Raw genomic sequence first — 24,058 nt, 5'->3', positions numbered from 1 at the left:
GACTCTCCTAAAAATAGGGCGTTAGTTATATACGTGTTAGGATTTTGTTTTTGGTGTGTAAAGACTGTTGAAAAACCAAGGTATAAGTCTATAGAAATGCAAAAGTGAGCTTTAATTAGTCCGTGAGAGCATGCTGTTCTTTGATTAATTAAGCTTAACCTAATCACTGGTAAAAAGGAAAAAGTGTTTAGATAAAAATCTGTTGGTCATATTAAAAGATAAAAAGTGGTGTTTTTATCCTTTTAATGCTTGCCATGCGGCTAAAAATAACACCAATTTAACGTTTCAACAGTTTCAATTCAACTATTAAATTCTGTATTTTTATCAGCTTATACAAAACATAATAAAATGAAGAAATTATCTCTAACAATTATTGCTTTTATCATCTCGTTTTCGTCGATGATGGCAAATGAAGGTATGTGGTTTTTAATGCATATTGAACGATTAAATCATCGTGATATGCAAAAAATGGGTTTACAGTTAACGGCTGAAGAAATTTACAGTATTAACAATCACAGTTTAAAAGATGCTATTGTACAATTTAACGGTGGTTGTACAGCAAGTATCGTTTCAGACAGTGGGTTGGTTTTAACAAATCATCACTGTGGTTATAGTGCTATTGCAGAATTGTCTACTGCAGAACAGAATCATTTGAAAAATGGATTTTGGGCAGGGTCATTGGCAGAAGAAATGAAACCAGAAAGCTTATATGTTCGTTTTTTCGTAAGAATGGATGATGTTTCTAAACGTATCTTATCTCTTGTTAATGATTCTATGAGCGAAAAAGAACGCGAAGCTATTATAAATAAAGAGATTGCAAAAATTGAACAAGAAAATAGCGAAGGTGGTAAGTATACAGTGTCTGTACGTTCGTTCTACCAAGGTAACGAGTATTACTACTTTGTTTACGAGGATTACAACGATGTGCGTTTGGTAGGGACACCTCCAGAAAGTGTTGGTAAATACGGTGGTGATACAGATAACTGGGAGTGGCCAAGACATACTGGTGACTTTTCACTATTTAGAGTATATGCAGATAAAGAGGGTAAGCCAGCAGCGTATTCTACAGATAATGTGCCTTTAAAAGCAAAGTATCATTTACCTGTTAATATTGATGGTGTAAAGGAGAATGACTTTGCTATGATTTTAGGTTACCCAGGACGAACTAATCGTTGGATGCCAGCTCAAGGTGTGGAGCAAAATGTAAAATATGCATATCCTGCATGGGTTGAAGGCTCAAAATTAAGCATGGATGTAATGAAAAAGTACATGGAAGAAGATGAAGCTGTAAACTTAATGTACGCGTCTTCTTATGCTAGTATTGCTAACTATTGGAAAAATAGAGGTGGAATGATTGAAGCCTTAACGGAGCATAAAACCGTAGCAAAAAAGACAAAAACAGAAGCTAAATTTGCGAAGTGGGCTAATAAAAAAGCAAACAGAGACAAATATGGAAAGGTTATAGAAAACATTAATAATTACTATAGCTTAACAAACGAGAAAGCAAAACAAAGCAACTACTTATTAGGAATGCTTCGTTCAAGTAAGTTTGCTGTTTTACCTTATAGATTAGGGACTGCTTTAAAACATTACGCAGGAGCTAACGAGGCTGAACGTGCGAACCTTTTACCAAGATTAGAAGGGTTGATTGAAGGATCTTATAAAGATTTTTATCTGCCTTTAGAAAAAGAGGTTTTAGCGAAACAATTAGGGTTGCTAGCGTCTAAATCTAACTATTCCTTACCAGAACGTGTTGCTACAATAGGAAGTGAGAATAACAATGATTTTACAAGCTATACTAATGCTATTTTTGATTTGAGTCTATTCACTTCAAAAGAAGGTGTAGAAGCTTTTTTACAATATCCTGATGTTGCTATTTTAGAAAACGATCCTTTATTTGTTTTATCTACGCAATTATTAGAAAAGTACAGAGAGCAACCTGAAGATCTAGTGCAAGCAGAAAACGATTTCCAAGCGTCTTTTAGATTGTTAATTCAAGGCTTACGCGAGTCAGGATTAAGTAATATACAATATCCAGATGCGAACTCTACCTTGCGTTTATCTTACGGGAAAGTGAGAGCTTTACCTGCAGATAAGAGAAACGATGCGAATACAAATAATTATACCACGTTTAAAGGGATGATTAAAAAGTATAAGCCTAACGATAGTGAGTTCGATTTAGAGCAAAGTATGTTGGATAGTTATGAAAAGAAAGATTATGGTCGTTATGCCAATGAGTATGGTCAACTTCCAATAAACTTCTTAACAGATAATGATATTACTGGAGGGAATTCAGGTTCGCCAGTAGTAAACGGAAAAGGAGAATTAATTGGTTTAGCATTCGATGGAAATATTGAAGCTATGGCAGGAGATGTTATTTTCGATACTAAATTACAACGTACCATAAATGTAGATATTAGATATGTTCTTTGGTTGATAGATAAGTATTCTAACGCCAAACATATTGTAGATGAGTTAACTATTATTACTAAAAAGTAATACTCTTAATAGTCTAAACCTAAAAAGCGGTCTGAAATTTCAGATCGCTTTTTTTATGGTATAAATTTCGAAGTGTTTTATATTATTTTAATGCTTATGTTTTAAAGGTCGTTTCTATATCTCATCATAATCTTATGTGAATCATTAGTTTTTTGATGATAATACATGATTCTTTTGTCGACAGTTAAGGTAGGTGCCTCTATTAGATTAGTTATAGTTTCAGAAAATAATACTTTAGGTGTTGAAAATGTAGCTGAAGAATTAGGGCGTATAGCAACACAGATTTCAAAAACTGTATTTGGAGAAATCGGGCCTTTTAAAAACCTTGTGTAATACAATTCAAGATTGTCACTACTTATACAAGGCGCGTAATAAATGAAGTTAGGATCGTTAATATTTTGAAGAATTGTTGCCGAATTTTGAAGTGTATTATAGGTCGTCGGGTTTACTCTTTCTGCAATTCCTAATGTGGTTTCGCATGGCCCTTGGCAATTGGCATCGTCAAACCTTGCATTGTTAAAGTACAGGAAATTACCGTCTAAACTTATACCGTGATCCATTATTAACCAGCCAGGGGTATTCATGTTAAAATCACCTTGAACTCTAGTGCTGTTATTAACAGAGCCGCTGTTAAAAATACCGTGAAAAAGGGTGTTGAGGTTATTGGGGTAATCTCTAGTCGATGTCCAATAAAAATTAGAATTGGCATCTAAGTCTGCCACAGCATTTAATTGAGGTGATGTCGTTTGGTTAGCACCTGCTAATTCTCCAACGAAATTAAAAGTTGAATCGTTTATTTTAGTTGCATAATATAGTTTTGTATTTATGCCATCGTTTAAACTATTAAAGAATAAATAATTGCTGTCTGGCGATATAAACGGCTCCATAGCATCAAAGGATAGTCCGTTAACTGTTAATTCAATGGGAGGGCCAAAAGTCGGAAACGTAGGCGATTGGTTGGCAGTATTGTCTTCGTCATTTGAAGAGCATGTAAACAACATCAAAGAACAAAGAATTATAACATAATGCATTTTAATTGTCATATAGAGTTTTAATTAGTTGTTTCATAAAACTGTTGTTTTAAGGAGGGACACTCCGTTGATTACTAAATATAGCAATTTATTCCATGAATCAATAGAGAAGACAATGCGTTGGTTTTACCTGAGGTCCTATTTCCAACTATGAGGAAATTACTTTTGTGCCTTTTAAACGGTTTCGGAATTAATCTTAAAACAGTTAGGTTGTGTTATTTCTAGTTGCGTGTTGACTACTAGAACGACAAAACTTGTGTCCATTTTAAAATGTACATGGTTAAAATTGTAGCGCCTATACAATATAATATTGCGGCTTGCCAATAAGATAACCGTGTTGCCCCATGTTTCCACATCTTTGTACCAGACTCTTTTTTCGCATAACCGCTAGTGAGACGCCAAAATAGAAAAGTGAATGTTAAAAATAATAGTAGAGCGATTAATAGTAGCCATGATTTTTCCATTGGTTATAGTTTAGATATGGTGTTTTATGCTCTAAAGATAAAGTAATCTTGTCTCGTGGTATGTATTAATTGGCTTATTTATTTGCCTGTTATAAGAAGGTGGGTTTTATGGTTCTGGGCCTAGAAAAATAGACTCTAGAACTGGCTATTAGGCTTTAGCTAAAGGTGATCTACCATAGTTTTTAATCACGTCTTCTGTTATAAACCTCGCCATTAGTGAGTGGTTGATCTGAAAATAAATTATCTATGGTTACTAGATGATAGCCTTTGGCTTTTAGATTAGAAATAACTTCCGGTATTGCTTCTACTGTCGACAAGTGAATGTCATGTGCTAGTACGATACCGTTTGTTTTAGCTTCACTAATGCGTTGTGCTACGGTTTCGGCATTTCGATCTTTCCAGTCTAAGGGATCCAAATTCCATAAAATAATAGGCATGTCCGCTTGGGTTTTTACAAGTTCGTTAAAAGAACCATAAGGCGGACGCATGACCAGAGGGGCTTCTCCAGTAATTTGTGAAATGACAGTATTGGTTTTTTGTATCTGACTTCGTATTTCTGTTTCGGATAACTTTTTTAAATCTTTGTGATCCCAACTGTGATTTCCAATCTGATGCCCTTCTTTAAAAGCTCTTAATAGGGTGTGCTTTTGAATTTTTGCCGATTTACCGAGAACAAAAAAGGTAGCCTTAACATCATGCTCGCTTAAAATGTCTAAAAGTTGAGAGGTGTATTTGGCCGGGCCATCATCAAAAGTAATAGCAACGCAAGGCACCTTGCTACAATCGATATCATATACTTTTTTGGTGGTCGTGGTGTTCTCTATATCGGGTGTTGAGGTGTCTTTTTCTTGAATATGAAACACGTGCAGGTATTTTTTAGCGACCAAATTGTTATAGGTTTCAGGAGCAAGTTTAATTTCTATATTCCCATAATTACCTGATGCTACTTGGTATTTGTCGAAATAAATAGTGAGGTAGCCTAATGAATCCCAAGAAAAGGCATGAAAATTTTTATCTGTAGGTGTGGTGCCTTGGTCTATCATCTCCATGGTGCTATTTAGCATAGTCTCCCTGTCACCATCAGAAAGCCCTGGCATCGCATGGATTTTATCTTTTAAAATAGCGGTTGTTTTCGACTTAACAATCGCAGCGAGTTTGTCAAAGTTTTCTTGCGGATAAAATAAATTGGAAAAAAGCAGCCTCTTGTTTTCTTCAATATCATACAAATGAGTAAAATATTGCGTGTTGTAGTTGTTGCCGTAAGAGGTGTAGCGCTCTATTAAAAAACCGAGTAGGGACGGGGTGCTTTCTATAATTTCAAAATGTTGTCCAAAATCTAGTTTCGCGACAGCCTGTGTATTGCCGTCTTTTATATTACTTTGAAACTCTTTTAAGTAGGCTTGTGCAAATTCTTCTTGGTGTGTGTTTATAAATGTATAAGCCGTACTTGGGTAAGACGTATGGAATCTATTTTCGTCATTGCTAGTTTCAGATCCTATTTGTATGGTGTTTATTTGAATAGCATCCGTTAAGTCGTCGGTACGTGTTTCAATAGTGATAGGTGTTGACTGCTCCTGATGTTCCTGCTTATTTTGCTCTTTACAACCAAACGATAGCACGGTTAAATAGACTATGGGTATTAGGGTTTTTATGTGCTTTAATTTCATGATTTATATACTTTATAAATATGGATTGTTAATTATTAAAAATACTTAGAAACCTCAAAAGTATACTGTTTTTTAAGCTCGACGTAACACATAACAATTCAATTTTCGCGTGTTTAGGGGTGATAAACGAAGCGCTTGTTTTTTATTAATTCATGCTGAGTTACCCTTTACAACAAAAAGAATGTTTTACTGTAAAGGACTAAAGTCCTGATTACTCCATGTTGAGATTTCTGGAATTTTTACTCTGTTAAACTCATAACCTGTAGCTTTATGGCACGTATTACACGCAATGGTTAGTGAGCGATAACTTTTTTCAAAGGCATCATGGTCTTTCTTATCAATAGCATTTTCTATGCTGTCTAATGCAGGGCTTAGGGTTTCAATTAATTGACTTTCTTTACGACCTGCTTGATATTTTAAAATATTCTCAATAGTTCCTTCTAGCTCGTGGACTTCAAAATCAGCAAGGTCCCAGTTTTTATTTTGACCTGCAAACCAAAGTTTAGAATGATGTGTTTGCATGGTACCCATAAAATCTCCAAATCCAGGTTTGTAAGTATCTGCTAGTTTGGTCTCCAAAGAGTCTATTCGTTTTTGTAATATTTTTGTGTTATCATTTTCCGTGTTACAGGAAAAAAGACCTAAGGTTAAAAGGATTAAAAGTAGCTGTCTCATAGTTGTTGTTTGTTGAGTGGTTATTTTATAATTATTTAAAACATAAATTTTCACTGCGATATCGATTGGATGGCAGTTTTCTAAAAATAGTAATTAAATCGTGTCTCTAATTTAGTGTTAAACTCCGATTTCAGAAAATAGTTTTTTTAATTCGGATAGGTCCGTTTTCATGTCCGGAAAATCTCGGTTTTTTCCATTCTTTAATAGTACAGACAAACGCTTATCTCCGAATAGATTTTTTTCATTTTAACGTTTAATAATTTCGATGTGATTATATACTATTTTCATTTTCCGTGATATGCGCTATTAGTTATGGAAAGTTGCGATATTGTAAATGAAGATTAGCCACAGGAAAATCACACCTAACAAAAACGGAACGACCTAAGCTTAAAACTAAAATAAGAAATGTTTTTTACACAGTATGGGTAGTAGTAATTATTTTAACAGCTTTTTAAGTGGCTTCATTAGCTTTAATTCGTGATGTCGCGTGTTTAAAAATTAGTAAAGGTTGAAGGGGATAATTATTCCAACGCTTAAAAAGTTTAATGCTTTAATGTGTAAGGGGTTGCTTCTCTTTATCTGGTGAGTATATTATATTTAAATAGTTCATCTTCCGTCATCCAATGAATAGCGTCTGCAGGCGCGGCGTTGATGGTGAAATAATAGAAGTCTTCTGCTTGTTGTTGCGTAAAACCTACAGAAACATAATACTTAATATATGGCAAATGGTACCGGTGACCTTCAGGGAAATCTGTTGCGGTGTCCTCTTCTGAAGACCAAGAATGGACGCCGATTTTAGTGTTGTTTCCTTTTGATCTTTGCACTCCCGCAATAAAAAAATCTACACCGCCAGAGGATATTTCGCCATTATCCATTACATGAGTGTTAATCCCTTCACGATGGATTCTAGCAGATAATTGCAGATTGATTTCATCGTCAGAAGAACCGTCACAGTTTCTAATGTTTATTTTGGATACATCAGGAAAGGCCTTTTTTAAACTGTTGAAATTACTTAGTGAATAACTGCCAATAGTTCCATCCATTTCGATAGTCGAATTATCAGATAATACCTTAAAAATACCAAAGGTTCTTTGCAAATCTATGTTTGTAGAATCCTTAACTGTGCTAAAAGCTAATACCAAGGAAGATGCGAGAAGTAATGTGAAAATTAAATTAAAGGTTTTCATAGTATGTAGCAATGATTAAAAGCAATTTGGAAACGAGATATGCGACTAAGTACCATATGGTGCTATTGTAATTAATTTTAAAAACGACTCTTCCAAAATCTATTTTAGTGATTTTAGATTTTAATGATCTATTCCAGAGTGTCAGTGTAACATTATCGCATGCCTATTTAAAAAAAAGGATTACGGCGGTTTCGTATTTTGATGTGTCGTGTGGGGATTACACTAAGGTAGTAAAAATGAAACGAAAAAGAGTCGGTTTTGTCTTTTGTTTTGGGGTAAATACCGATTAATCAGTGGTTTGTGTTTGTGTTGTGTGGTAGTGGGTGACGCGTTTCTCTATTGGATTAAAACACATCTAAGTCTGATTTAGATAAATATTAATTTTAAATATACTATCTTTTACAGGTAATTAAACGTAATTAAAAATGAATAAAACAGTCAAAACAATTTTAATGGTCGCGGGAGTGGGGCTATTAGCTTATGGTGTTTATACTATGATTGCTCCAGAAGCCGCAATAAATATTGGTCCTTTAAGCGTCGAAGCTCAAGATAATACTAATGCTTACATTACGATAGGATTAGGTGTTGTCGCTTTAGTCGCTAGCTTTTTAGCGGGTAAAAAAGCATAAAATATAATAAGCTGCACAGTTTTTATTATCGGGTGTAGGATTATGTTTTTGTAAATGGAATTAATATTCTCGTCGTTTAGTTTTCGATAGTAAAATGGTGTTGTCTTATGGTTAGCCTGTGTTAATCAAGGGCTTTCAGTAATGTTATCATCAGTATTTCTATAAAAGCCAACTGTGCATTGATTTTAGTTTTGCGTTAGTTTTTTCATAGGTTTGATGTGGCTAAATCGACTACCGTTTTTGCTAGAATTAGAGTAGGGTCAACGAGTTCAACGGCTGTTTTATTATCCCTAAATGTGTTAGTTTCAGGAAACAGAAGCGGTAACTCTGTACACCCTAAAATAATGACTTGAGCGTTTCTTTTAATAAGGTGATTAACGCTTTTGTTAATTTGTTCTTTGCAGAGCCCATCGGTATATCCCGCTTTTACACCCCTATCCCCATATATACTTTCCATAACATCGTTTTGATGGGTGTGGTCAGGAATCATAACCTGAAGTCCATAGTGCGTAAGTACATTGTAATAAACTTGACTTTGAATAGTGCCACTGGTTGCTAGTAAGCCGACATTGGTCTCTTTTCCAAAATTCTCTAAAATATATTCAGCTGTCGTTGTTATCATATTAACAATAGGCACATTAAGGTGTTCTTGTATTTCTTTTACAAAAGCATGTGCTGTGTTACAAGGTATTGCTATGGCATTTGAGCCAGCCGCTTCTAATTTTTTACAGGTTGAAAATAGCGCAATGGTGGGGTCTGTTTGATTATGAATCAAATTGGCTGTTCTATCTGGAATTTGAGGATTCTGTTCCACTATCATTTTTATATGGTCCTGGTCTTTCTTCGCGGGTGTACTTTGAATGATTTTATTCATAAAATCGACCGTTGCAGAAGGACCAACTCCGCCTACAATACCAAGTTTAAACGGTTTAGGTTGTGGGGTGCTTCCTTGAGATAGTGCATAGTCTGCATAGATCTCATTAACGTCTATAATAGAAATCCCCCTTGTCCAAAGTTTATTTGCCAATAGAGCTATTTCGGTTATACAGGGTAAAATAACTTCACAACCGTTTGCTTTTAATTCGGTGCAGGCCTCGTATACATACTCTAACGGCAGACCGTCTAAGTACCCGTTTTTTATGCCCAATTTACCATAGATAGCATGCATTAACTGGGTTTGGTTTGTGGGATATATCAATTCATAATCTTGAAGGTAGGTCTTTAACAAGGATGATTCTTTTACAAAACTAGATGTGAGTACGCCTATCTTAGTCCCCTTTTTAAATTTCAAACTCAGATAATGTGTTATTGCATCAAATATATTGACAATAGAAATTGATGTTTCCTTTTGTAGTTCGTCTAAAAAAGAATGACTCGCAAAGCAGGGGAGTAGAACTTTAGACACCTTTTGTTGTTCAAAGTTTTTACATAAATTAAAGGTGTAGAACTTTCTTGATTTAATATCTTGCTCTTCAAATAACGCAGATTCAATCTGACTATAAGGTTGTTGTTCAAAAATGAAATGGTAGTGCTTTTGATTTTTTATAGCCGTTTTATTTTTTAAAAGTTTAAAAAATAAATCAGCTCCAGATAAAGCGCCTAAGCCTCCAATTACTGCAATTTTATCCATTCTGAGTTATAATAATTTTCTAATATTAGTATGAGCTGAAACGTGGTTTCGGGAGGTTAATTGCGTCGTTTGGCTCAAAAATTCACACCAACGAAAATCCGAAAAAAAATTTGTGCTTAAACTCAATAGCCACTTGTCAAATGTAAATGTTATCTAATGATTTTTTGAAGAAAATTTCGGAAATAACATACAATGAAACACGTGTTGTATTCAAGATACAGTGAGACGATTTTGTTTGTAACCGACAGTTCAAGTTTGGGTAGTTGTAAAAAGAAAAAGAGCCTTTGTATTAATAATACAAAGACTCTTTTTCTTTTTTTGTTTGTGGTGGTTATATGTTTTCAACCATTAAGATTTCTAGTTTTCTTTCACCATCTTTAAAAGGCCAATTTATTACATCACCTACCTGTCTGCCAATTGTTGCAACGGCAACATCACATAAAATAGATAGTTTACCTTTTTTAGGGTTTGTTTTAGTGGTAGACACAAACGTATATTCTTTTTCTTTGTTTTCCGTGTGGTCTTTTATTTTTACACGTCGGTTTACCGTAACAATATCTTCTGGTAAATCGCGTCTATACACTTGTTCGGCGTTTTTTAGTTCTAAAAGTAAAAGCTCTTCTTCTTGTTTTGTTACTTTTTTTCTTCTGACATGATCTTTAATCATATCATAAATTCCAGTTGTTAAAATTACATTTTTTGACATCATAATATTTTTTTTTTGAATGTCCTTCTTAGCACGACGTTAGTGTGACTCAATCATTCAAAATAGTGCACGGTATACCGAGCTCCTGTTTTTGAATGCTAATAATAGTGATAAAAAGGAAATAAGATTAAATTGTGATACTAATAAAGAGTGGCCCTGTTTTGAGTCGTAACAGGGATTAATTAATAAACTCTTTTGAATTTTTTAAAAAAATATCGTCATGTAAGTACGATAATGACAGCGCTAACCCTGAAGGATTAGTATTGGTATGTAGACTATAAATTGCTGCCATTTGTATTAAAATTAATGAGTTACAAAGCTAATCAATATATTTGATATTAACAATCTTAAAGACACTAAGGTCTTTTAAACACAATTATGCTCTGGGTTTATCTCAAGACATCAAGTTTTAAAATTCTGAATGTTTTTTAAATTGTTGGTTTGGTGGTTTTAAAAGAGGTATATCGAGGTGAAGTGCGAAATTTAGTAAATACATACCGAATAGAAAGTCCGTAAGACCCGATCGTAGTACAGTGGTTAAGCAAGTTAGGTAAGCAAGCTAAAACGAGCCAATAAGTAAACAAGGTGTTTGCCGCTGGTTGTTTGTTTTCTTAATGTAGATTTTTATTAAAATCATCTTATTTTTTTGCTCAATTTTTCCATTTTGTTAGATAATTCAAACAAATCGGTGAGCAGCATATGAACAGCATCTTCACTCAAAACGCCTCGCTTAAGATCCTGTGGGACTTCAAGCCTTTTGTCTGCCATCACATCTTTCATATATTGCGATTCATAGTATGTCTTTAATGTCTTTAAATCTTTTAAGGAATCTTCAAGTTCACTCATTGCTTTATCAGATTTCTCAACGACTATGGTGAGTTCGTCTAATATGTTTTCCATTTTTGTAATGCGTTCTATTATAGTATTCATAAGTATATGTTTTTTTAGTTTTCAATTTGCAAATCTATAGTTTTAGATTGGATACATTAAGTAATTGAAAGGAACTGTTTTAGTTTTAAAGAACCAAACGGTTTTGTCTAAGTTTAATTGCGAGGTTTAAGAACTTAATTAAGCAAATATTACGATATATAAAATTCGGGAGCTCAGAGCGCAGCGAACTAGCGAAGCCATGGTTGTATGTTGGCAGTGGCTAGGTAATTAATTATTCACGTCTTATGCGTGCAGTTTAGTTAAATATAAGGAATGTTTTTACATGGTATTGTAAAACGTTTTTATTCCTAATCTAAATTTAGTTTTTCAAGTTCCGCGTTTAGTTCCGCGAGTGAATTCGGGTCAATAATTTGTGTGTTGATAGTAATTTCTTTTCTGTCAGTTTTTAAGATATAATCTGCAGCAAACTTTTTAATCTGTTTGACTTCAGTCAGATTTAGCTTTTTTCCGAATGGGCTATTAATTTTTATATTACCATTTTCAATGGTCAGATATTTATGCTGTCGTTGATAAAAATAGCCTATTAAATACATTGCAGAAATTACAATCCAACCATAATCAATCCAGTTTGGTTTGTCTTTAGTGAGAATTCCTATAAAAAACCAAACGAGCCAAAGCAATCCAAAAATTAGATTGATGTTCACGTGTCTTTTATTATATCCTATTCTCATTTTTTCTAATGATTTATATCGGTTTTGTGTTTAATTAGTGGTGTATTTCAGTAACTAATTTAGCAAATAAAAACCAACTAGACAATCCGTAAGATCCGAGAGCAGCGAACTGGCGAAGCAATTTTCAGAAGTAGGCGAGGACACGAATTTGTTTTAACACGGTTTAAGTTAGCATTTTAATTAAAATACTACTTTAAGGTCTCTAAATATGAAGGAAACAAAACAAAACAAAGCCCTAGGCTTAAATACAAATAACACGGTGAAGCTGTTTTAGGAAATCCGAGTAAAGTAGTGGTGAGTTCTCTAAACGCAGTTTAAAACTAGTACAAAAAGAATTAAAAACCTTTGAGGATAAATTAATAGTTTTAGTTAAAAAAGTGCACCAAGACGTTTTAACACGTTTAAAAAGCATACCGGGTACTGGGAACAAAACAGTCCTAATGTTGGTGGGTCTCACAGATGTTTTTGAGTGTTTTACTTGTTTTTAGGGTAGTGTCCCATAGTACTTTATAACCATTATTTTTCAAAATATTCATAAGTTCGTTTTAGTATATTTATTGGGGTTCCATTTTTATATTCTATACATTTTTTCCAATTATCATGTCTATCATATTCGTATTTGTAACTATATATTCTATAAATTTTTCCATCTGTATACTTTCTAAAACTTTTCTCTACAATGTTTTCTTTGTCATCATAAGAATAAGTAATTATTTTATTTAGATCATTATCATTACTTGCCCAATATTTCCACTCTAACATATTGCCTTTTTTATCATATTTATAAGACGTTTTAGAATATTCTTTTTCGTTATACACGTGTTTTTTTGTTGTTAAATTTCCTTTATTGTCATAAATATAATTGTTTACTGTATGTAAATCTTTTTCTCCTCTATACTCTTCTGCTTCTATCAGGTAGCCTTTATTATTATAAGTGTAAATCCACTTTTTATGAGTATAATCTCCATCTTCTGATTCAGGAAGAAATTCTCTAATTTCATAGAGTTTAATTTCTGTTTGATTACCTTTTTTCTTGTATGTGTACTTAGATAGAATACATTTTTTTTGATGTAAATCATTGCCTGTACACTCTCTAAATTCTATTTGATTGCCATGATTATCATATTTATATGTCCATTGAAGATCAAAATCTCCTAGCCTATAATTATAAAAACTTCTTTCAATTAAATGTCCTTGTTTATTAAATACAAATTTTGTTTTTGATGGACCACTAATTTCATGGACAATCTGTTTTTGAGGTTCACTGATTTCTGTATAAGATTGGACGTTTTCTTTTAAATTTTCTTTTTCCCAATTCGTATTCCTATTGTGTAGCTCTTGTGTGTAAGTTGCATTACAATACAACATAGTGAATAAGAGAAAAGGTGTGAGTTTTTTTATCATTTTATGTTTCTTATGTTATTATACACAACGTTTTTGTGCATGGATGTTGCGATTTGTATGCGAGGATTTTCCGCAGGAAAATCAGAAGCTAGTAAAACTGCAATGGCCCTTGATTAAGCACTAATTTAGCAATTATATTTATATGGTGTGGGCAACTGTAGTTTTGTATTTATTATTAATTCGGTTTCTTCTTTCAACTCTTCTATTTGAAATGTCAATTGTGTTTATCCATTAATTTCTTTTATGGATTTAAAATTCGAAATAGTGTTAATTGTTGAATATTTGTCTTTCTTCTCCTTGGGGTTAAAAACTATTCTAAACTGCTTTTCTAATGTGTCGTAAAATGGTGAATCCAGATCAGCAGTTTCATATGGGAAAAAATAAATTGAGTCATTAGTTATTCCAATATGACACTTGTCAAATTTAAATTCAATTCGTTTTGAATCTTGGTTTAAAACTTGTTGTAGTCAATTGGGTTTATGTCCTTTCCATTTGCAACTTAATTCAGGATAAAAATGCAGCAATCTATTTTCAATTGAAAAATAAAGTTCGTTCCAAGATTTTTTTAATTGGTAGTTGTAAACAAAAGATGGAATCAAAGCAATAAACGCAGAGACTTTTCCTCCAAATCCATTCAGTTTCTTTTTATTCCGAAATTCAGATTTGATGAATTTTCTAAGGCTTGTATTTTCGAAGTACTGCTTTATCATTACTGTTGCTAACCATTGTTGAAAAACGTTATTAATTTACTTTTCGTTGTTGTAATTTTAAATTAGTTTTTCTTCCCTCTCTAATTATTATATCAATAATCTCTTTAATATCTTTTTTTGTAGTCCTGAAATTTACAACGCAAGCTCTTAAACAATACATTTCGTTTACAATAGCATTTGATAAAAATAACTCGCCACCAGTTTGTAATGCATTCAATAATTCTTCATTTAGTTTATTAAGATAATCATTATCATCTTTGGAATTGAATGGAATATATCTAAAAGTAGTAATGCTTAAATTTTGAGAAACTGCCTCTAATTCAGGATTTTTTTTAGCTAAGTCAAATAACAGTTCTGAGAGTTCAATGTCTTCACCAATTAGTTTTTCATAACCACTTTTACCTATTTGTTGTAATGATAACCAAACCTTTAAAGCTCTAAAGCCACGTGAGTTTTGAAGTCCATATTCATAAAAATTTTGAGCAATTTCGTTTTCATCTTTGCTAAAATTATAATATTCTGGATGTGAGCTATAGGTATCTATTAAGTGTTGAGGATTTTTAACCAAAGTACAACCGGCTTCAAGTGGACTATATAACCATTTATGTGGGTCGAGAGCAATAGAATCAGCTTCTGAAAGACCATCAAACAGGTTTTTATATTTTGGAATAATTGTGGCTGGAGCGCCATAAGCGCCATCGATGTGAAACCATAAATCATAATCTTTACAAATAGTTGAAATGCCTTTTAAATTATCAACTACTCCAGTACTAACATCACCAGCAGTACCTATAACCATTATTGGCTTAAAACCATTTTCTATATCTTCTTTAATAGTTTCTTCTAGTACTTTATTGTCCATTTTATTTGAAGAATCAGTTTGAATCCAGCGAATAGATTTTGTGCCTAAACCAAATAATATAGCTGCTTTGTCAACCCAAGTATGTGTGGTTTTTGAACAATAAATAGTTAGCTTTTGGGATATGTTTGAAAGTCCATCTTCTTTTATGCTTTTAGGTGCTTTAGCTGTTCTAGCTGCTAAAAATGCTGTGAAATTTGCCATATTTCCTCCGCTGACTAAAATTCCTCCGTAGTTAGGTGACACACCAATGAACTCTGCCAGCCATTGAATAGTTTGTTTTTCAATTTCAGTAGCCATTGGACTTAAAATATGCGCGCCAACATTTGGATTTACAGATGCTGCTAATAAATCGGCTAAGGCTCCAATTGGGGCAGCCGATGAAGTAATATAGCCTAAGAATTTAGGGTGTCCATTAAGTAATGAATGGTTAAGTAATAGGTCCGTTGCTCTCGAAATCAGTTCGGTTGCGGGTGTTCCCTTTTCTGGCAAGGAAGTATTTCCTAAAATACTTTGTAATTGACTTGGACTTTCTTTTATGGTAACAGGTTTTTTATCAATACTAGAAAGGAAATCAGAAATATCATCTATTAATTGATGTCCGATTTTTCGAAACTCTTCTTTGTTAATTTCTATTGAATTATTTCGATTTCCGTCCATAATATTATTTTTTCCCTAATGTGTTACAACGGTTTTCTATATGATACGTTGTGTGTAAGTATCTAATTTAGTAAACAAATACTTGCTAGAGAAAATTCCGAAGTAGTTTTTCAAATAAGCATTTGCCAAAGCAATTAATTATAGCTGTATTAGCCAAGGTATTTATTTAGTTTGTTCTTTTATCCAACCAGTAATTAATTCAAGGACTGCTGGCGAAATAGTCTGTTCGATCTGAGAGTATTCATTTGATACACCGGTTTTACATTCTTGAAATAGGTGGTTTAAGTTTTCTAATTCTAATGTTTCAACATTTTTATTACCACTTTCTACTAATATTTTTTTAATTGCTTGTAAATTTTCTTTGGCTGGCACTTGAAAATCTTTACAGCCATTTAGAGCTAGTATAGGACATTTTACTTTGGATAAATAAATACTTGGTTTGGATTTCAATAGACTTACAATTTCATATTCAGTTATTTGATTAACAATTGCTTTTCTTTGGTTCTCAGGTAAAAGATCGCTATATTTATTAATAAAGAAAGAATTTATAGAGTCTTTTAATTTGATATTATCTAAATTAGACTCCACAATAATGTCGTAAGCCCCTTTTAAAAAATTTTGCCCTTGAGCAATTTGCATTTCGTTTAGCCCCATAATTCTTTCTAGAGCAGCTTTTTGTGATAGCATTAATTTATCGCCATTAATTCCTGGTCCAGCTAACATTACAATATAATTTACATCATCTATTTCAGATGCGACTTTAGGTGCTATAATTCCACCGATACTATGACCGATTAATCCTATTTTTGAGGAATTAATTTCCTCTCTGTTTTTAAATAATTAATTGCTGATTTTACGTCAGATGATAAATCTGTAATTGTAGCTGTTTCAAAATCCCCTTCGGATTCGCCAACACCTCTTTCGTCAAACCTTAAAACGGCTATCCCATTTTTTGTTAAAAAGTCTGCTATCACAAAATATGGTTTATGCCCAAACATATCGCCATTTCTATTATGAGGACCACTTCCACTAATAATAATAGCAACAGGAAAATCACCTTCTTTTTTAGGTAAAGTTAGTGTTGCGGCCAAAGAAATTTTGTCATTTTCGTTTTGGAAAGTTATATCCTCTGAATAATAATTAAATGGTGGTTTAGGTTCTTGTGGTCTATTGATTTCTAATTTACCTCTTTTAAGACTCATTGTAAAAGGATTTCCTGCAAGAGTTATCGTACCTTGAAATTCATTTAATTGACTTAATTGTCCTTTATATTCCATTTTTAGAATTGGGTGTGAAATGGTCAAAGTAGAATCAACAACTTTTGTTGTCTCTACTTCAGTATTTATAAGGCCTTTTTTAGGAACGTTCATTATAGCCTTATAGTTATTTCCATTCTTAACCAAGTTAAAGCCAAAGTCTAATTCAGTTCCTTGAATTTCTAATATTCCAATCCAATTACCAGATATGTTTTGAGCAAATGAGTTCATTGAAAAAATAGAAAGAGCTAAAATTGTGAATAATTTGTTCATTGATTTGTATTTTGTTAATAGTGTTTTAATATGTTGGCTAACGGTTAGTGTAAGAATAGTAAAGGATTAAAATGTGTTTACTTTTCGATTTAGCACTTAGTCCTTATTATTTTTATACATGGTTAGATATTGTTTTTAGTTCCACTATTCCTTAAATAACTCATTAAGCATTTTTTTAGGATTTTCAAGAAATGCTTTAGTTATTTGATAATGCTCAGTATCCTCATATTTTATTCTTGAAATTTCCTTATCATTAAATTCATATATAACGGCTTCAGGATATGCTAATAAAATTGGTGAATGAGTTGCTATAATAAATTGAGAAGAATCAGATGTTAAGTGCTTCATTCTTCTTAACATTGCGAGTTGTCGAGTTGGAGAAAGAGCTGCTTCGGGCTCATCAAGTAGGTAAATCCCTTTTCCTCCAAACCTATGAATCAATAGAGATAAAAATGACTCACCATGAGACTGTTCATGAAGAGATAATGAACCATAAGAGTCTATAATTCGAGCCCCTCCACGAGGTTCATTATCTAAATCCTCAATATTTGTAGCAAGATTAAAATAACTTTCAGCTCTTAAAAAGTACCCATCTTTTGGTTTTTTATAGGATTTAGCAATCTGTAAATATTCATGAAGATTTGAATGAGAATTACGTGTGCCAAATTGAAAGTTCTTTGAACCACCTTCTGCGTTAAAACCTAAAGAAACAGCTATTGCTTCCAGCAATGTTGACTTTCCGCTACCATTTTCTCCTACAAAAAAGGTAACTTCTTTACCTAGTTTTATAGAATCAAGTTCGCGTATTGCTGGAATTGAAAATGGATAACTATCCATATCTGCAATTTTATCACGTTTTAAGGTTAGGTCTATGATATATGGTAAGTCTTTCTTTTTTTTAATGTGGCATAACGGGTTCGTGTATCTTAAGTTAGCGATTATAAATATAAGTTATAAATTAAGAATCAAATCAGAAAGAAAAAAAGAGAGGATTAAGGTTATTTTGTGTATTGAGACAGCGATCTCGTTTTTCATGACAATCCCCTCTCTTTTTTGTTCATTGTTTTAGATGTTTTTTAAAGGTATTCAAGAACCTCATTCTTCGGTTTCTACACAGATTTCGTACAGTTCTATGAGGCTTTTAGACCTCGCATTTAAGTCGTTGAAACTCGCGTAGATGTCCTTTCAAAAATCATTTTCTTATGAATAAAGATATTAAATTTTTTGAACTGCGAAGCACATCATGAATACCTTTTTATAAAATATAAATGCCATGAATATATTGACATTAGCCACGTAGTTTTTGATGTTGCAGATTCTAATGGCAACTTTTACCAGTTTAAAAACACCCTTTCTGGCTTTAAAAAGTTTGTAAAACTATTAGATATAGATAGCCATTGTGTCATGGAGGCTACAGGATATTATCATTCCCAATTAGCTTATTATTTGTTAGAATCAGGTATTAGAGTTTCTGTAGAAAACCCATTAGCAGTTAAACGTTTTATACAGATGAAATTATCTAAAATTAAAACGGATAAGAGCGACGCTAAACAGATCTGTGAATATGCCAAACAAGTCGAATTAAAGCTTTGGAAAGGCAACTCTAAACACCAAACAGAGTGTCTTCAAATCACCAGACTCCTTGCTATATATACAAAACAAAGCACCATGATTAAAAATAAATTACACGGTGAATCTGTTTTAGGGAACCCAAGTAAAGCAGTTGTTAGCTCTTTAAAACGTAGTTTGAAGCAAGTGCAAAAAGAAATAAAATGCTGGAAGACAAACTTTTGATTTTAGTTAAACAAGAGCATCAAGAAGTATTAACCCGATTAAAAAGCATACCAGGTATTGGAAACAAAACAGCACTAATGTTAGTGGTTCTCACAGATGGTTTTGAACGATTTACAAGTGGTAGTGAATTATGTAGTTATGCAGGATTGACTCCCGTAATAAAAAGAAGTGGTAGCAGTGTAACTGGCCGGAGTAAAATAAGTAAAATGGGGAATCAAAAACTTCGAAACTTATTATTTATGTGCAGTTTTAATGCCAGCAAATACAATAAAGCTTGTAGGGATATTTATGAGCGATTAGTTGCTGAAGGAAAAAGTAAAAAATTAGCACTAATTGCAGTATGCAATAAGCTATTAAAACAAGCTTTTGCTATAGCTAAATCTGGACTAATATATGAGGCTAGCTACAGAAGTTCCTTAGTGAAAAATTAATGCTTTTTTACTTGTTTTTTACCACAGTACTTCTTAAAAACACCTTTTATAAAGCTATTAAGTCGCTTTTAGGACCTTCTAAATCACCTAAAATTTTAAGTGTATAAAAATAAAAACCGTCTCTAAAGACGGTTTTTTATCACAGTTGAACTATTTATTATTGGCTTGTGCAACGGTTACCATTGTTGCCCACAGTTATTTTTTTAATATTAGTTTCAAAACTGATTTTTTGTTGTTGTTCATTCCCCAAATTGAAATATTACCTTTCGTTTCTCTGTATCCATTATAAGAAATCCAAAACCCTTTATCAATATTAAATTCGCCAATAATTTTATGTATTGCTTTCAGGTAAGGTTTTTCGGAAAGTTCATTTTGTTTTGAGTTTAATGATTTTTTCTTCATTAAACTACCAGAAACGTATTCGTTTAAGTCATACTCAATTATTGCAATTTTATTACCATTTCTCTCAACAATATCTTTTAGTCTAACAGTATTTTTTTTGTGTAAGCTATCCGCTTTAAAATGTTGGTCAAGAGAAATCATATCAACATCTATATTCCATTCATCTCCAATTTTTACAGATTTTTGAGGAAGTTCAAAAAGTAAGGAAATCAAGTTTTTTTTATTTTGTTCATAATAAAAACTCAATATTTTACCTTCTGGTGTAAATTTTCCACGTAACACGACATTTTTATTCAGTTTAGCCATTTTAGAAATATAGGTTTCCACCGAATCTGCTTTGGTAGCTTTTAGAATCATTTTCACATCAAAATTTCCTTTGCTATCAGGTAATATTAATGTTTCATAATTCAATTTATTTCTTTCTATTTCTTTAAGTAGCTTATTTTTTCGTTCAATATTTGTTTCGGTTTCGGCTTTTTTAATTTTTTCTTCTAAAGTATATCCATACATAAATGTTTTGTAAGATAAAGTGTCTGTTAATTTCCACTTTAAAGTGATCATTTCTTTTTCCTGTGCATTTGTTGAAAACGCGATAAATAGGAAGGGAAGTAGTAATTTTTTCATAATGTCTTGTCCTGAAATATGGCTACAGGTTAAAATTGATTTACGCTGTTTTTAAATATACCATATTTGGTGTTTTATAGTCTAAAGATAAATGTAATCTTATTTCGTTGTATAAATTAATTGCATTTTTTGTTGCTCTTCTTGCGTGTTGTAGGCTGTCAAAGGTCTGATCTAGATAGAACTCGTCTTTTAGAATTCCGTTTACACGCTCAGCCATAGCATTTTCGTAGCAATGATTTTCTTCTGTCATGCTAATATCGATGTTATTTCTCTTTAAAATTTGAGGGTAGACGTTACTGCAATACTGTATACCTCTGTCGGAATGATGAATAAGTCCAGTAGTATCCTTAGCTTGATACAGCGCCTTGTTTAAAGCTCTTTCACAACCTTTTAGTTCCAGGCTGTTACTTATGTCATATCCTACAATTTTTCGGCTGTACATGTCTGTAATGAGTGCCAGGTAACAAAAACCTTTTATGGTTCTAATGTAGGTGATATCGCTTACCCAGACTTGGTTTGGTCTAGTTATTTCAACATCTTTAATGATGTTTTTGTATTTGTAGAACCTGTGCAGTGAGTTAGTTGTTCTTGAACTGTATTTCTTTCTAAGTGTGAGCATATTGTGTTTTCTAAGTATGTTGAATAAGGTGTCTCGGCCTATTTTAAGATTGGATTCAGTAAACTCTTGTTCTAATGATCTGGTGAGTTTTCTAACGCCTTCTCTAGGAAGGGATCTGCGTCTGTTCTTAACTATAACCACTACTTTTTTCTCTATCTCTAACCGTCTGTCTTCTCTACGTTTGTATTTGTAGTTTGCGTCACGTTTGAGTCCGAAACAAGCAGTTATAGTAGTAAGAGAAGCAAATCCCTTAGATTTTTCCTTGGCCTTAATCAGGGCTTGATACTTAGTTTTTTTTTAAGTTCAAGGACAGATTTATAGCCTAGTTGTTCTGCTGCAACTTCCAGATAGGAATCATCTATTAATACATCCATATCCTTTCTCAGAAGTAGTTTCTTTAGCTGTTCAATCTCTTTTTGAAGTTGTTTAATACGGGTTATTTCGTCTTTAGTTTTCACAGTTACTCTGGTGTTCATTAGATCTTTACGGTTGTACTTTTTTATCCACTCATTGATTGTGGTAGGTGCAATACCATAAGCTTTTCCTAGTTGATACTTGTTTAGTTTTCCTGCGGTAAGTTCGTCTAAAATTTTGAGTTTAAAAGATTCTGAATACCGTCTAATTACTTTGTCATTTTTGTACATAATGTTTAAAATTATGTAGCCTTTATTCAGGACGGGTCATAATTGTGGGCAACGTTGTTGTATAAGATTAGTTGCGTGATTTAGCAACTAACTTTTGCAAGTACATAACGAATAAAAAATCAGCGAAAATTTTCGTAAGTAGGCTTGAAACAAGCAATTAATTTTATACGTTGTTCTAAACCGTTTTCCCTTTTGTAAACTGTTTTTATGAGCCTTCCTCGAACTCATTTTTAGCATCCTGTATTATTTTCCCTGTTTTTCCATCTATAATAACATCATAAATGTAAATTCCTTCAACGTAAGAAAAACGCCAATTTCCTTCCTCTTTTCTTATAGTTGTGTATCTTCCTTTTATATCTACCTTACGTTCTTCTAAATATTTTACTAAATCTTCCCAAGTGTAATCAAAACCTTTGTCGTAGTCTGTCTCTTTAATTAGTTTCCCTTGCTCATCAAATTCTTTCCAAATTCCTTGTTTGAAACTTGAATCGAAAAATAATCCAGTAATTTTTAAAAAACCATTTTTATAATATTGGCTTTTTTTAATAAAATATGAATCTTTAAAAATAATATCCTCTGAATAAATATCTTTTAATTCCATTTGCTCAATGACAGTGCTGTCTTTTTTAATAAATTTAAATTCATTTAAGTGATTTTTATTTTCATTGAATCTTTCAATATCAAATTTTTCCATTGTTGTATTTTTTTGAGCGCTACAACCTATTAATGATAGGATTGCAACAATGATTATAGTTTTTTTTAACATAATTATTCACTTTTAATTAATGTGTTAGTCCATAGTTTTTTCCATTGCCAGAGCCAAGTCATAATTCGTTTTTTACTTCCATATCTACTTTGGTGAGAATAGTCCATAATATTGTATGTTTCTCCTTTTTTATAGCTATAAGGGTGATTTTTATCTCGTGAAAAGGTATGATATAAACCTAAAGCGTGAAGGCTTTCGTGAGTGGTTGTTGAAGTATTATGCCCATCAAATAGCACCACAGCATCTGAAGAAATATCTTTAGCCTGACCATTTACACGCCCAACTTTTGTTCCAGCTTTATTAAAAGACGGACATTCGTCAGGTATAAAATAAACCTTTAAATAATCTTTGTATTTTGTATCCATTTTTTTGTTCAAGTAATCGTGAAGTCCAGTTCTGTTGTCAATATATCCCTTACTCTTTGTGTCAAATGTTTTATTAAAAGTTGTATCAGCTGTTAAGTCTAAAACTTCCTCTATTATGTTAGGTTGAATATAGGCTTGGGTTAAATATTTTTTTAAAAAAGCATCTTCTCCTGTTGTTTTTCCTTTTTTTACAGTTCCCGAAAATAATTGAGTATTGACCTTTACAAAAACGACTTCCACTTTTTTGCGATTGGCTTTATCGTTTTTAAGTACATTAAGTTGTCCTAATTGTCGTTTTCCATATAACACTTTTATTATTTGGTCTGTATTAAACTCTTTTATGCACTCGATAGTTAAATGGTCTTTTAATCTTTTTTTGCCTTTACTTTGAGCTGGTATTTTTTCTGTGTTTAGTTTAAAAAGTGTTTTATTGTACTCAAAAGTTAAGTCTAGTTTTTTAGGGTTTTCAATAGTTTCTACTTGTAAACTTAAAGTTTGCGTTTCTTTTGGGTAAATACTTAGCCAACTTTGTATGTATTCGTAATGGCTACCATCTGGATTTTTATGCCAATCTATATCTATAGAGTCGTAAAAATCACATTTTAATTCTTTATATTTAGCATCTGTAGTGTATTTAGTAAACTTATTTTCTTTCTTTTTTGTAGTTGTACTTATAACTGTCTTGTTTGTGCCTAAAATATCTTTATATGTGAGTTTATCTTTTTTGTTTTTATCTCGCATATAGTCAAAACCATATTCGCCATCATAACTTTTACTTGGTCTAAAATCGACAATTACTTTTGGAGGAGGAATAACTTGCAAAACACTACTTTTTTTCTGATAGCCATTATGGTCTATTTTAGCAACCAATTTATCTATATCAGCGGTTTTAAATTCTTCCCATTGTTGTTTTATTTCTAAAGCGCTTAATTCAATAGTTCCGTCTTCGTTTATTTCTTCTTCAAAAGCGAGTTCTGTTTGTCCGTTTTCAAATTCTGTTCCGTCTTCTTTGGTAATTGTTATTTTAGCCGAACTGCTTTCTTGATTTTCTATTTGTGCAGTTAATGCTACATTTTCTGTGTATGTTGTTTCTTGTAAAGTCTCTTTGGTTTCGGGATGTATCCAGTTTATATTTGAAATT

21 protein-coding genes and 2 pseudogenes are annotated in these 24,058 nt (G+C 32.4%); 4 read left to right on the top strand and 19 right to left on the bottom strand.

Annotated features, from left to right (window positions below):
* Positions 1–348 precede the first annotated feature (348 nt).
* Positions 349–2,499 carry a S46 family peptidase gene (locus BLV64_RS11670; RefSeq protein ID WP_092135647.1) on the top strand — a complete coding sequence of 717 codons (2,151 nt, stop codon included), beginning with the start codon at positions 349–351 and terminating at the stop codon, positions 2,497–2,499.
* Between the two features lie 101 nt (positions 2,500–2,600).
* Here the strand turns inward: BLV64_RS11670 and BLV64_RS11665 are convergent, their stop codons facing one another.
* The 4 genes from BLV64_RS11665 to BLV64_RS11645 form a co-directional block, all read right to left on the bottom strand.
* Positions 2,601–3,542 carry a PD40 domain-containing protein gene (locus BLV64_RS11665; RefSeq protein WP_143034160.1) on the bottom strand — a complete coding sequence of 314 codons (942 nt, stop codon included), beginning with the start codon at positions 3,540–3,542 and terminating at the stop codon, positions 2,601–2,603.
* Between the two features lie 634 nt (positions 3,543–4,176).
* Positions 4,177–5,661 carry a polysaccharide deacetylase family protein gene (locus BLV64_RS11655; RefSeq protein WP_092135639.1) on the bottom strand — a complete coding sequence of 495 codons (1,485 nt, stop codon included), beginning with the start codon at positions 5,659–5,661 and terminating at the stop codon, positions 4,177–4,179.
* A gap of 186 nt (positions 5,662–5,847) precedes the next feature.
* Positions 5,848–6,336: a hypothetical protein gene (locus BLV64_RS11650; protein WP_143034159.1), complete on the bottom strand. Its 489-nt coding sequence runs from the start codon at positions 6,334–6,336 to the stop codon at positions 5,848–5,850.
* A 575-nt stretch (positions 6,337–6,911) separates the two neighbouring features.
* Entirely contained in the window at positions 6,912–7,523 is a 612-nt protein-coding gene (locus tag BLV64_RS11645; RefSeq protein WP_092135634.1) for a hypothetical protein, read from the bottom strand.
* A 425-nt stretch (positions 7,524–7,948) separates the two neighbouring features.
* On the opposite strand from BLV64_RS11645, the gene BLV64_RS11640 reads away from it, so the two are divergent.
* Positions 7,949–8,152: a hypothetical protein gene (locus tag BLV64_RS11640; RefSeq protein ID WP_092135631.1), complete on the top strand. Its 204-nt coding sequence runs from the start codon at positions 7,949–7,951 to the stop codon at positions 8,150–8,152.
* A 205-nt stretch (positions 8,153–8,357) separates the two neighbouring features.
* Here BLV64_RS11640 and BLV64_RS11635 read toward each other — a convergent pair whose 3' ends face one another.
* The 4 genes from BLV64_RS11635 to BLV64_RS11620 form a co-directional block, all read right to left on the bottom strand.
* Positions 8,358–9,782 carry a cysteate racemase gene (locus BLV64_RS11635; protein ID WP_092135628.1) on the bottom strand — a complete coding sequence of 475 codons (1,425 nt, stop codon included), beginning with the start codon at positions 9,780–9,782 and terminating at the stop codon, positions 8,358–8,360.
* 331 nt (positions 9,783–10,113) lie between these two features.
* Positions 10,114–10,488, bottom strand: a complete 375-nt coding sequence (locus BLV64_RS11630) for a GreA/GreB family elongation factor (protein ID WP_092135746.1) — start codon at positions 10,486–10,488, stop codon at positions 10,114–10,116.
* Positions 10,489–11,121: 633 nt separating this feature from the next.
* Complete coding sequence (locus tag BLV64_RS11625; RefSeq protein ID WP_092135626.1) at positions 11,122–11,418, bottom strand: DUF4298 domain-containing protein; 297 nt, start codon at positions 11,416–11,418, stop codon at positions 11,122–11,124.
* Between the two features lie 308 nt (positions 11,419–11,726).
* Entirely contained in the window at positions 11,727–12,110 is a 384-nt protein-coding gene (locus BLV64_RS11620) for a hypothetical protein (RefSeq protein ID WP_092135623.1), read from the bottom strand.
* Between the two features lie 222 nt (positions 12,111–12,332).
* On the opposite strand from BLV64_RS11620, the pseudogene BLV64_RS14910 reads away from it, so the two are divergent.
* A pseudogene (locus tag BLV64_RS14910) lies at positions 12,333–12,589 on the top strand (IS110 family transposase); the annotation flags it as partial.
* 37 nt (positions 12,590–12,626) lie between these two features.
* On the opposite strand, the gene BLV64_RS11610 reads toward BLV64_RS14910, so the two are convergent.
* The 6 genes from BLV64_RS11610 to BLV64_RS11590 all read right to left on the bottom strand — a co-directional run bounded on the left by BLV64_RS11610 (position 12,627) and on the right by BLV64_RS11590 (position 18,109).
* The gene (locus BLV64_RS11610; RefSeq protein WP_143034158.1) at positions 12,627–13,514 is read right to left on the bottom strand and encodes a hypothetical protein; all 888 of its coding nucleotides are present in this window, start codon (positions 13,512–13,514) and stop codon (positions 12,627–12,629) included.
* 467 nt (positions 13,515–13,981) lie between these two features.
* On the bottom strand, positions 13,982–14,224 hold the full coding sequence (locus BLV64_RS11605) for a hypothetical protein (RefSeq protein WP_092135617.1): 243 nt from the start codon (positions 14,222–14,224) through the stop codon (positions 13,982–13,984).
* Between the two features lie 31 nt (positions 14,225–14,255).
* Positions 14,256–15,743 carry a pyridoxal phosphate-dependent decarboxylase family protein gene (locus BLV64_RS11600; protein WP_092135615.1) on the bottom strand — a complete coding sequence of 496 codons (1,488 nt, stop codon included), beginning with the start codon at positions 15,741–15,743 and terminating at the stop codon, positions 14,256–14,258.
* A gap of 162 nt (positions 15,744–15,905) precedes the next feature.
* Positions 15,906–16,517 carry an alpha/beta hydrolase family protein gene (locus BLV64_RS14755; protein WP_317042116.1) on the bottom strand — a complete coding sequence of 204 codons (612 nt, stop codon included), beginning with the start codon at positions 16,515–16,517 and terminating at the stop codon, positions 15,906–15,908.
* 26 nt (positions 16,518–16,543) lie between these two features.
* The gene (locus BLV64_RS14750) at positions 16,544–17,272 is read right to left on the bottom strand and encodes an alpha/beta hydrolase family protein (RefSeq protein ID WP_245705909.1); all 729 of its coding nucleotides are present in this window, start codon (positions 17,270–17,272) and stop codon (positions 16,544–16,546) included.
* Between the two features lie 144 nt (positions 17,273–17,416).
* Complete coding sequence (locus tag BLV64_RS11590) at positions 17,417–18,109, bottom strand: AAA family ATPase (RefSeq protein WP_092135612.1); 693 nt, start codon at positions 18,107–18,109, stop codon at positions 17,417–17,419.
* Positions 18,110–18,529: 420 nt separating this feature from the next.
* Here BLV64_RS11590 and BLV64_RS11585 point away from each other — a divergent pair.
* Positions 18,530–19,497 (top strand): annotated as a pseudogene (locus BLV64_RS11585) (IS110 family transposase).
* 195 nt (positions 19,498–19,692) lie between these two features.
* Here the strand turns inward: BLV64_RS11585 and BLV64_RS11580 are convergent.
* The 5 genes from BLV64_RS11580 to BLV64_RS14745 form a co-directional block, all read right to left on the bottom strand.
* The gene (locus BLV64_RS11580; RefSeq protein ID WP_092135609.1) at positions 19,693–20,523 is read right to left on the bottom strand and encodes a hypothetical protein; all 831 of its coding nucleotides are present in this window, start codon (positions 20,521–20,523) and stop codon (positions 19,693–19,695) included.
* Positions 20,524–20,563: 40 nt separating this feature from the next.
* Complete coding sequence (locus BLV64_RS11575) at positions 20,564–21,370, bottom strand: IS3 family transposase (RefSeq protein WP_245705911.1); 807 nt, start codon at positions 21,368–21,370, stop codon at positions 20,564–20,566.
* Between the two features lie 44 nt (positions 21,371–21,414).
* Positions 21,415–21,786 carry a transposase gene (locus BLV64_RS11570; protein ID WP_092135603.1) on the bottom strand — a complete coding sequence of 124 codons (372 nt, stop codon included), beginning with the start codon at positions 21,784–21,786 and terminating at the stop codon, positions 21,415–21,417.
* A 205-nt stretch (positions 21,787–21,991) separates the two neighbouring features.
* Positions 21,992–22,552 (bottom strand): hypothetical protein, encoded by a 561-nt coding sequence (locus BLV64_RS11565; RefSeq protein WP_092135600.1) that lies wholly within the window; start codon positions 22,550–22,552, stop codon positions 21,992–21,994.
* A gap of 2 nt (positions 22,553–22,554) precedes the next feature.
* Positions 22,555–24,058, bottom strand: a 1,504-nt coding sequence (locus tag BLV64_RS14745; RefSeq protein ID WP_092135597.1) for a zinc metalloprotease, incomplete at its 5' end; no start/stop codon positions are given.

It is taken from the genome of Bizionia paragorgiae (assembly GCF_900107625.1).
Classification (GTDB): domain Bacteria; phylum Bacteroidota; class Bacteroidia; order Flavobacteriales; family Flavobacteriaceae; genus Bizionia; species Bizionia paragorgiae.
Note: the sequence above shows the minus strand (reverse complement) of the source record. Positions and strands in the feature narration are given on the sequence as shown.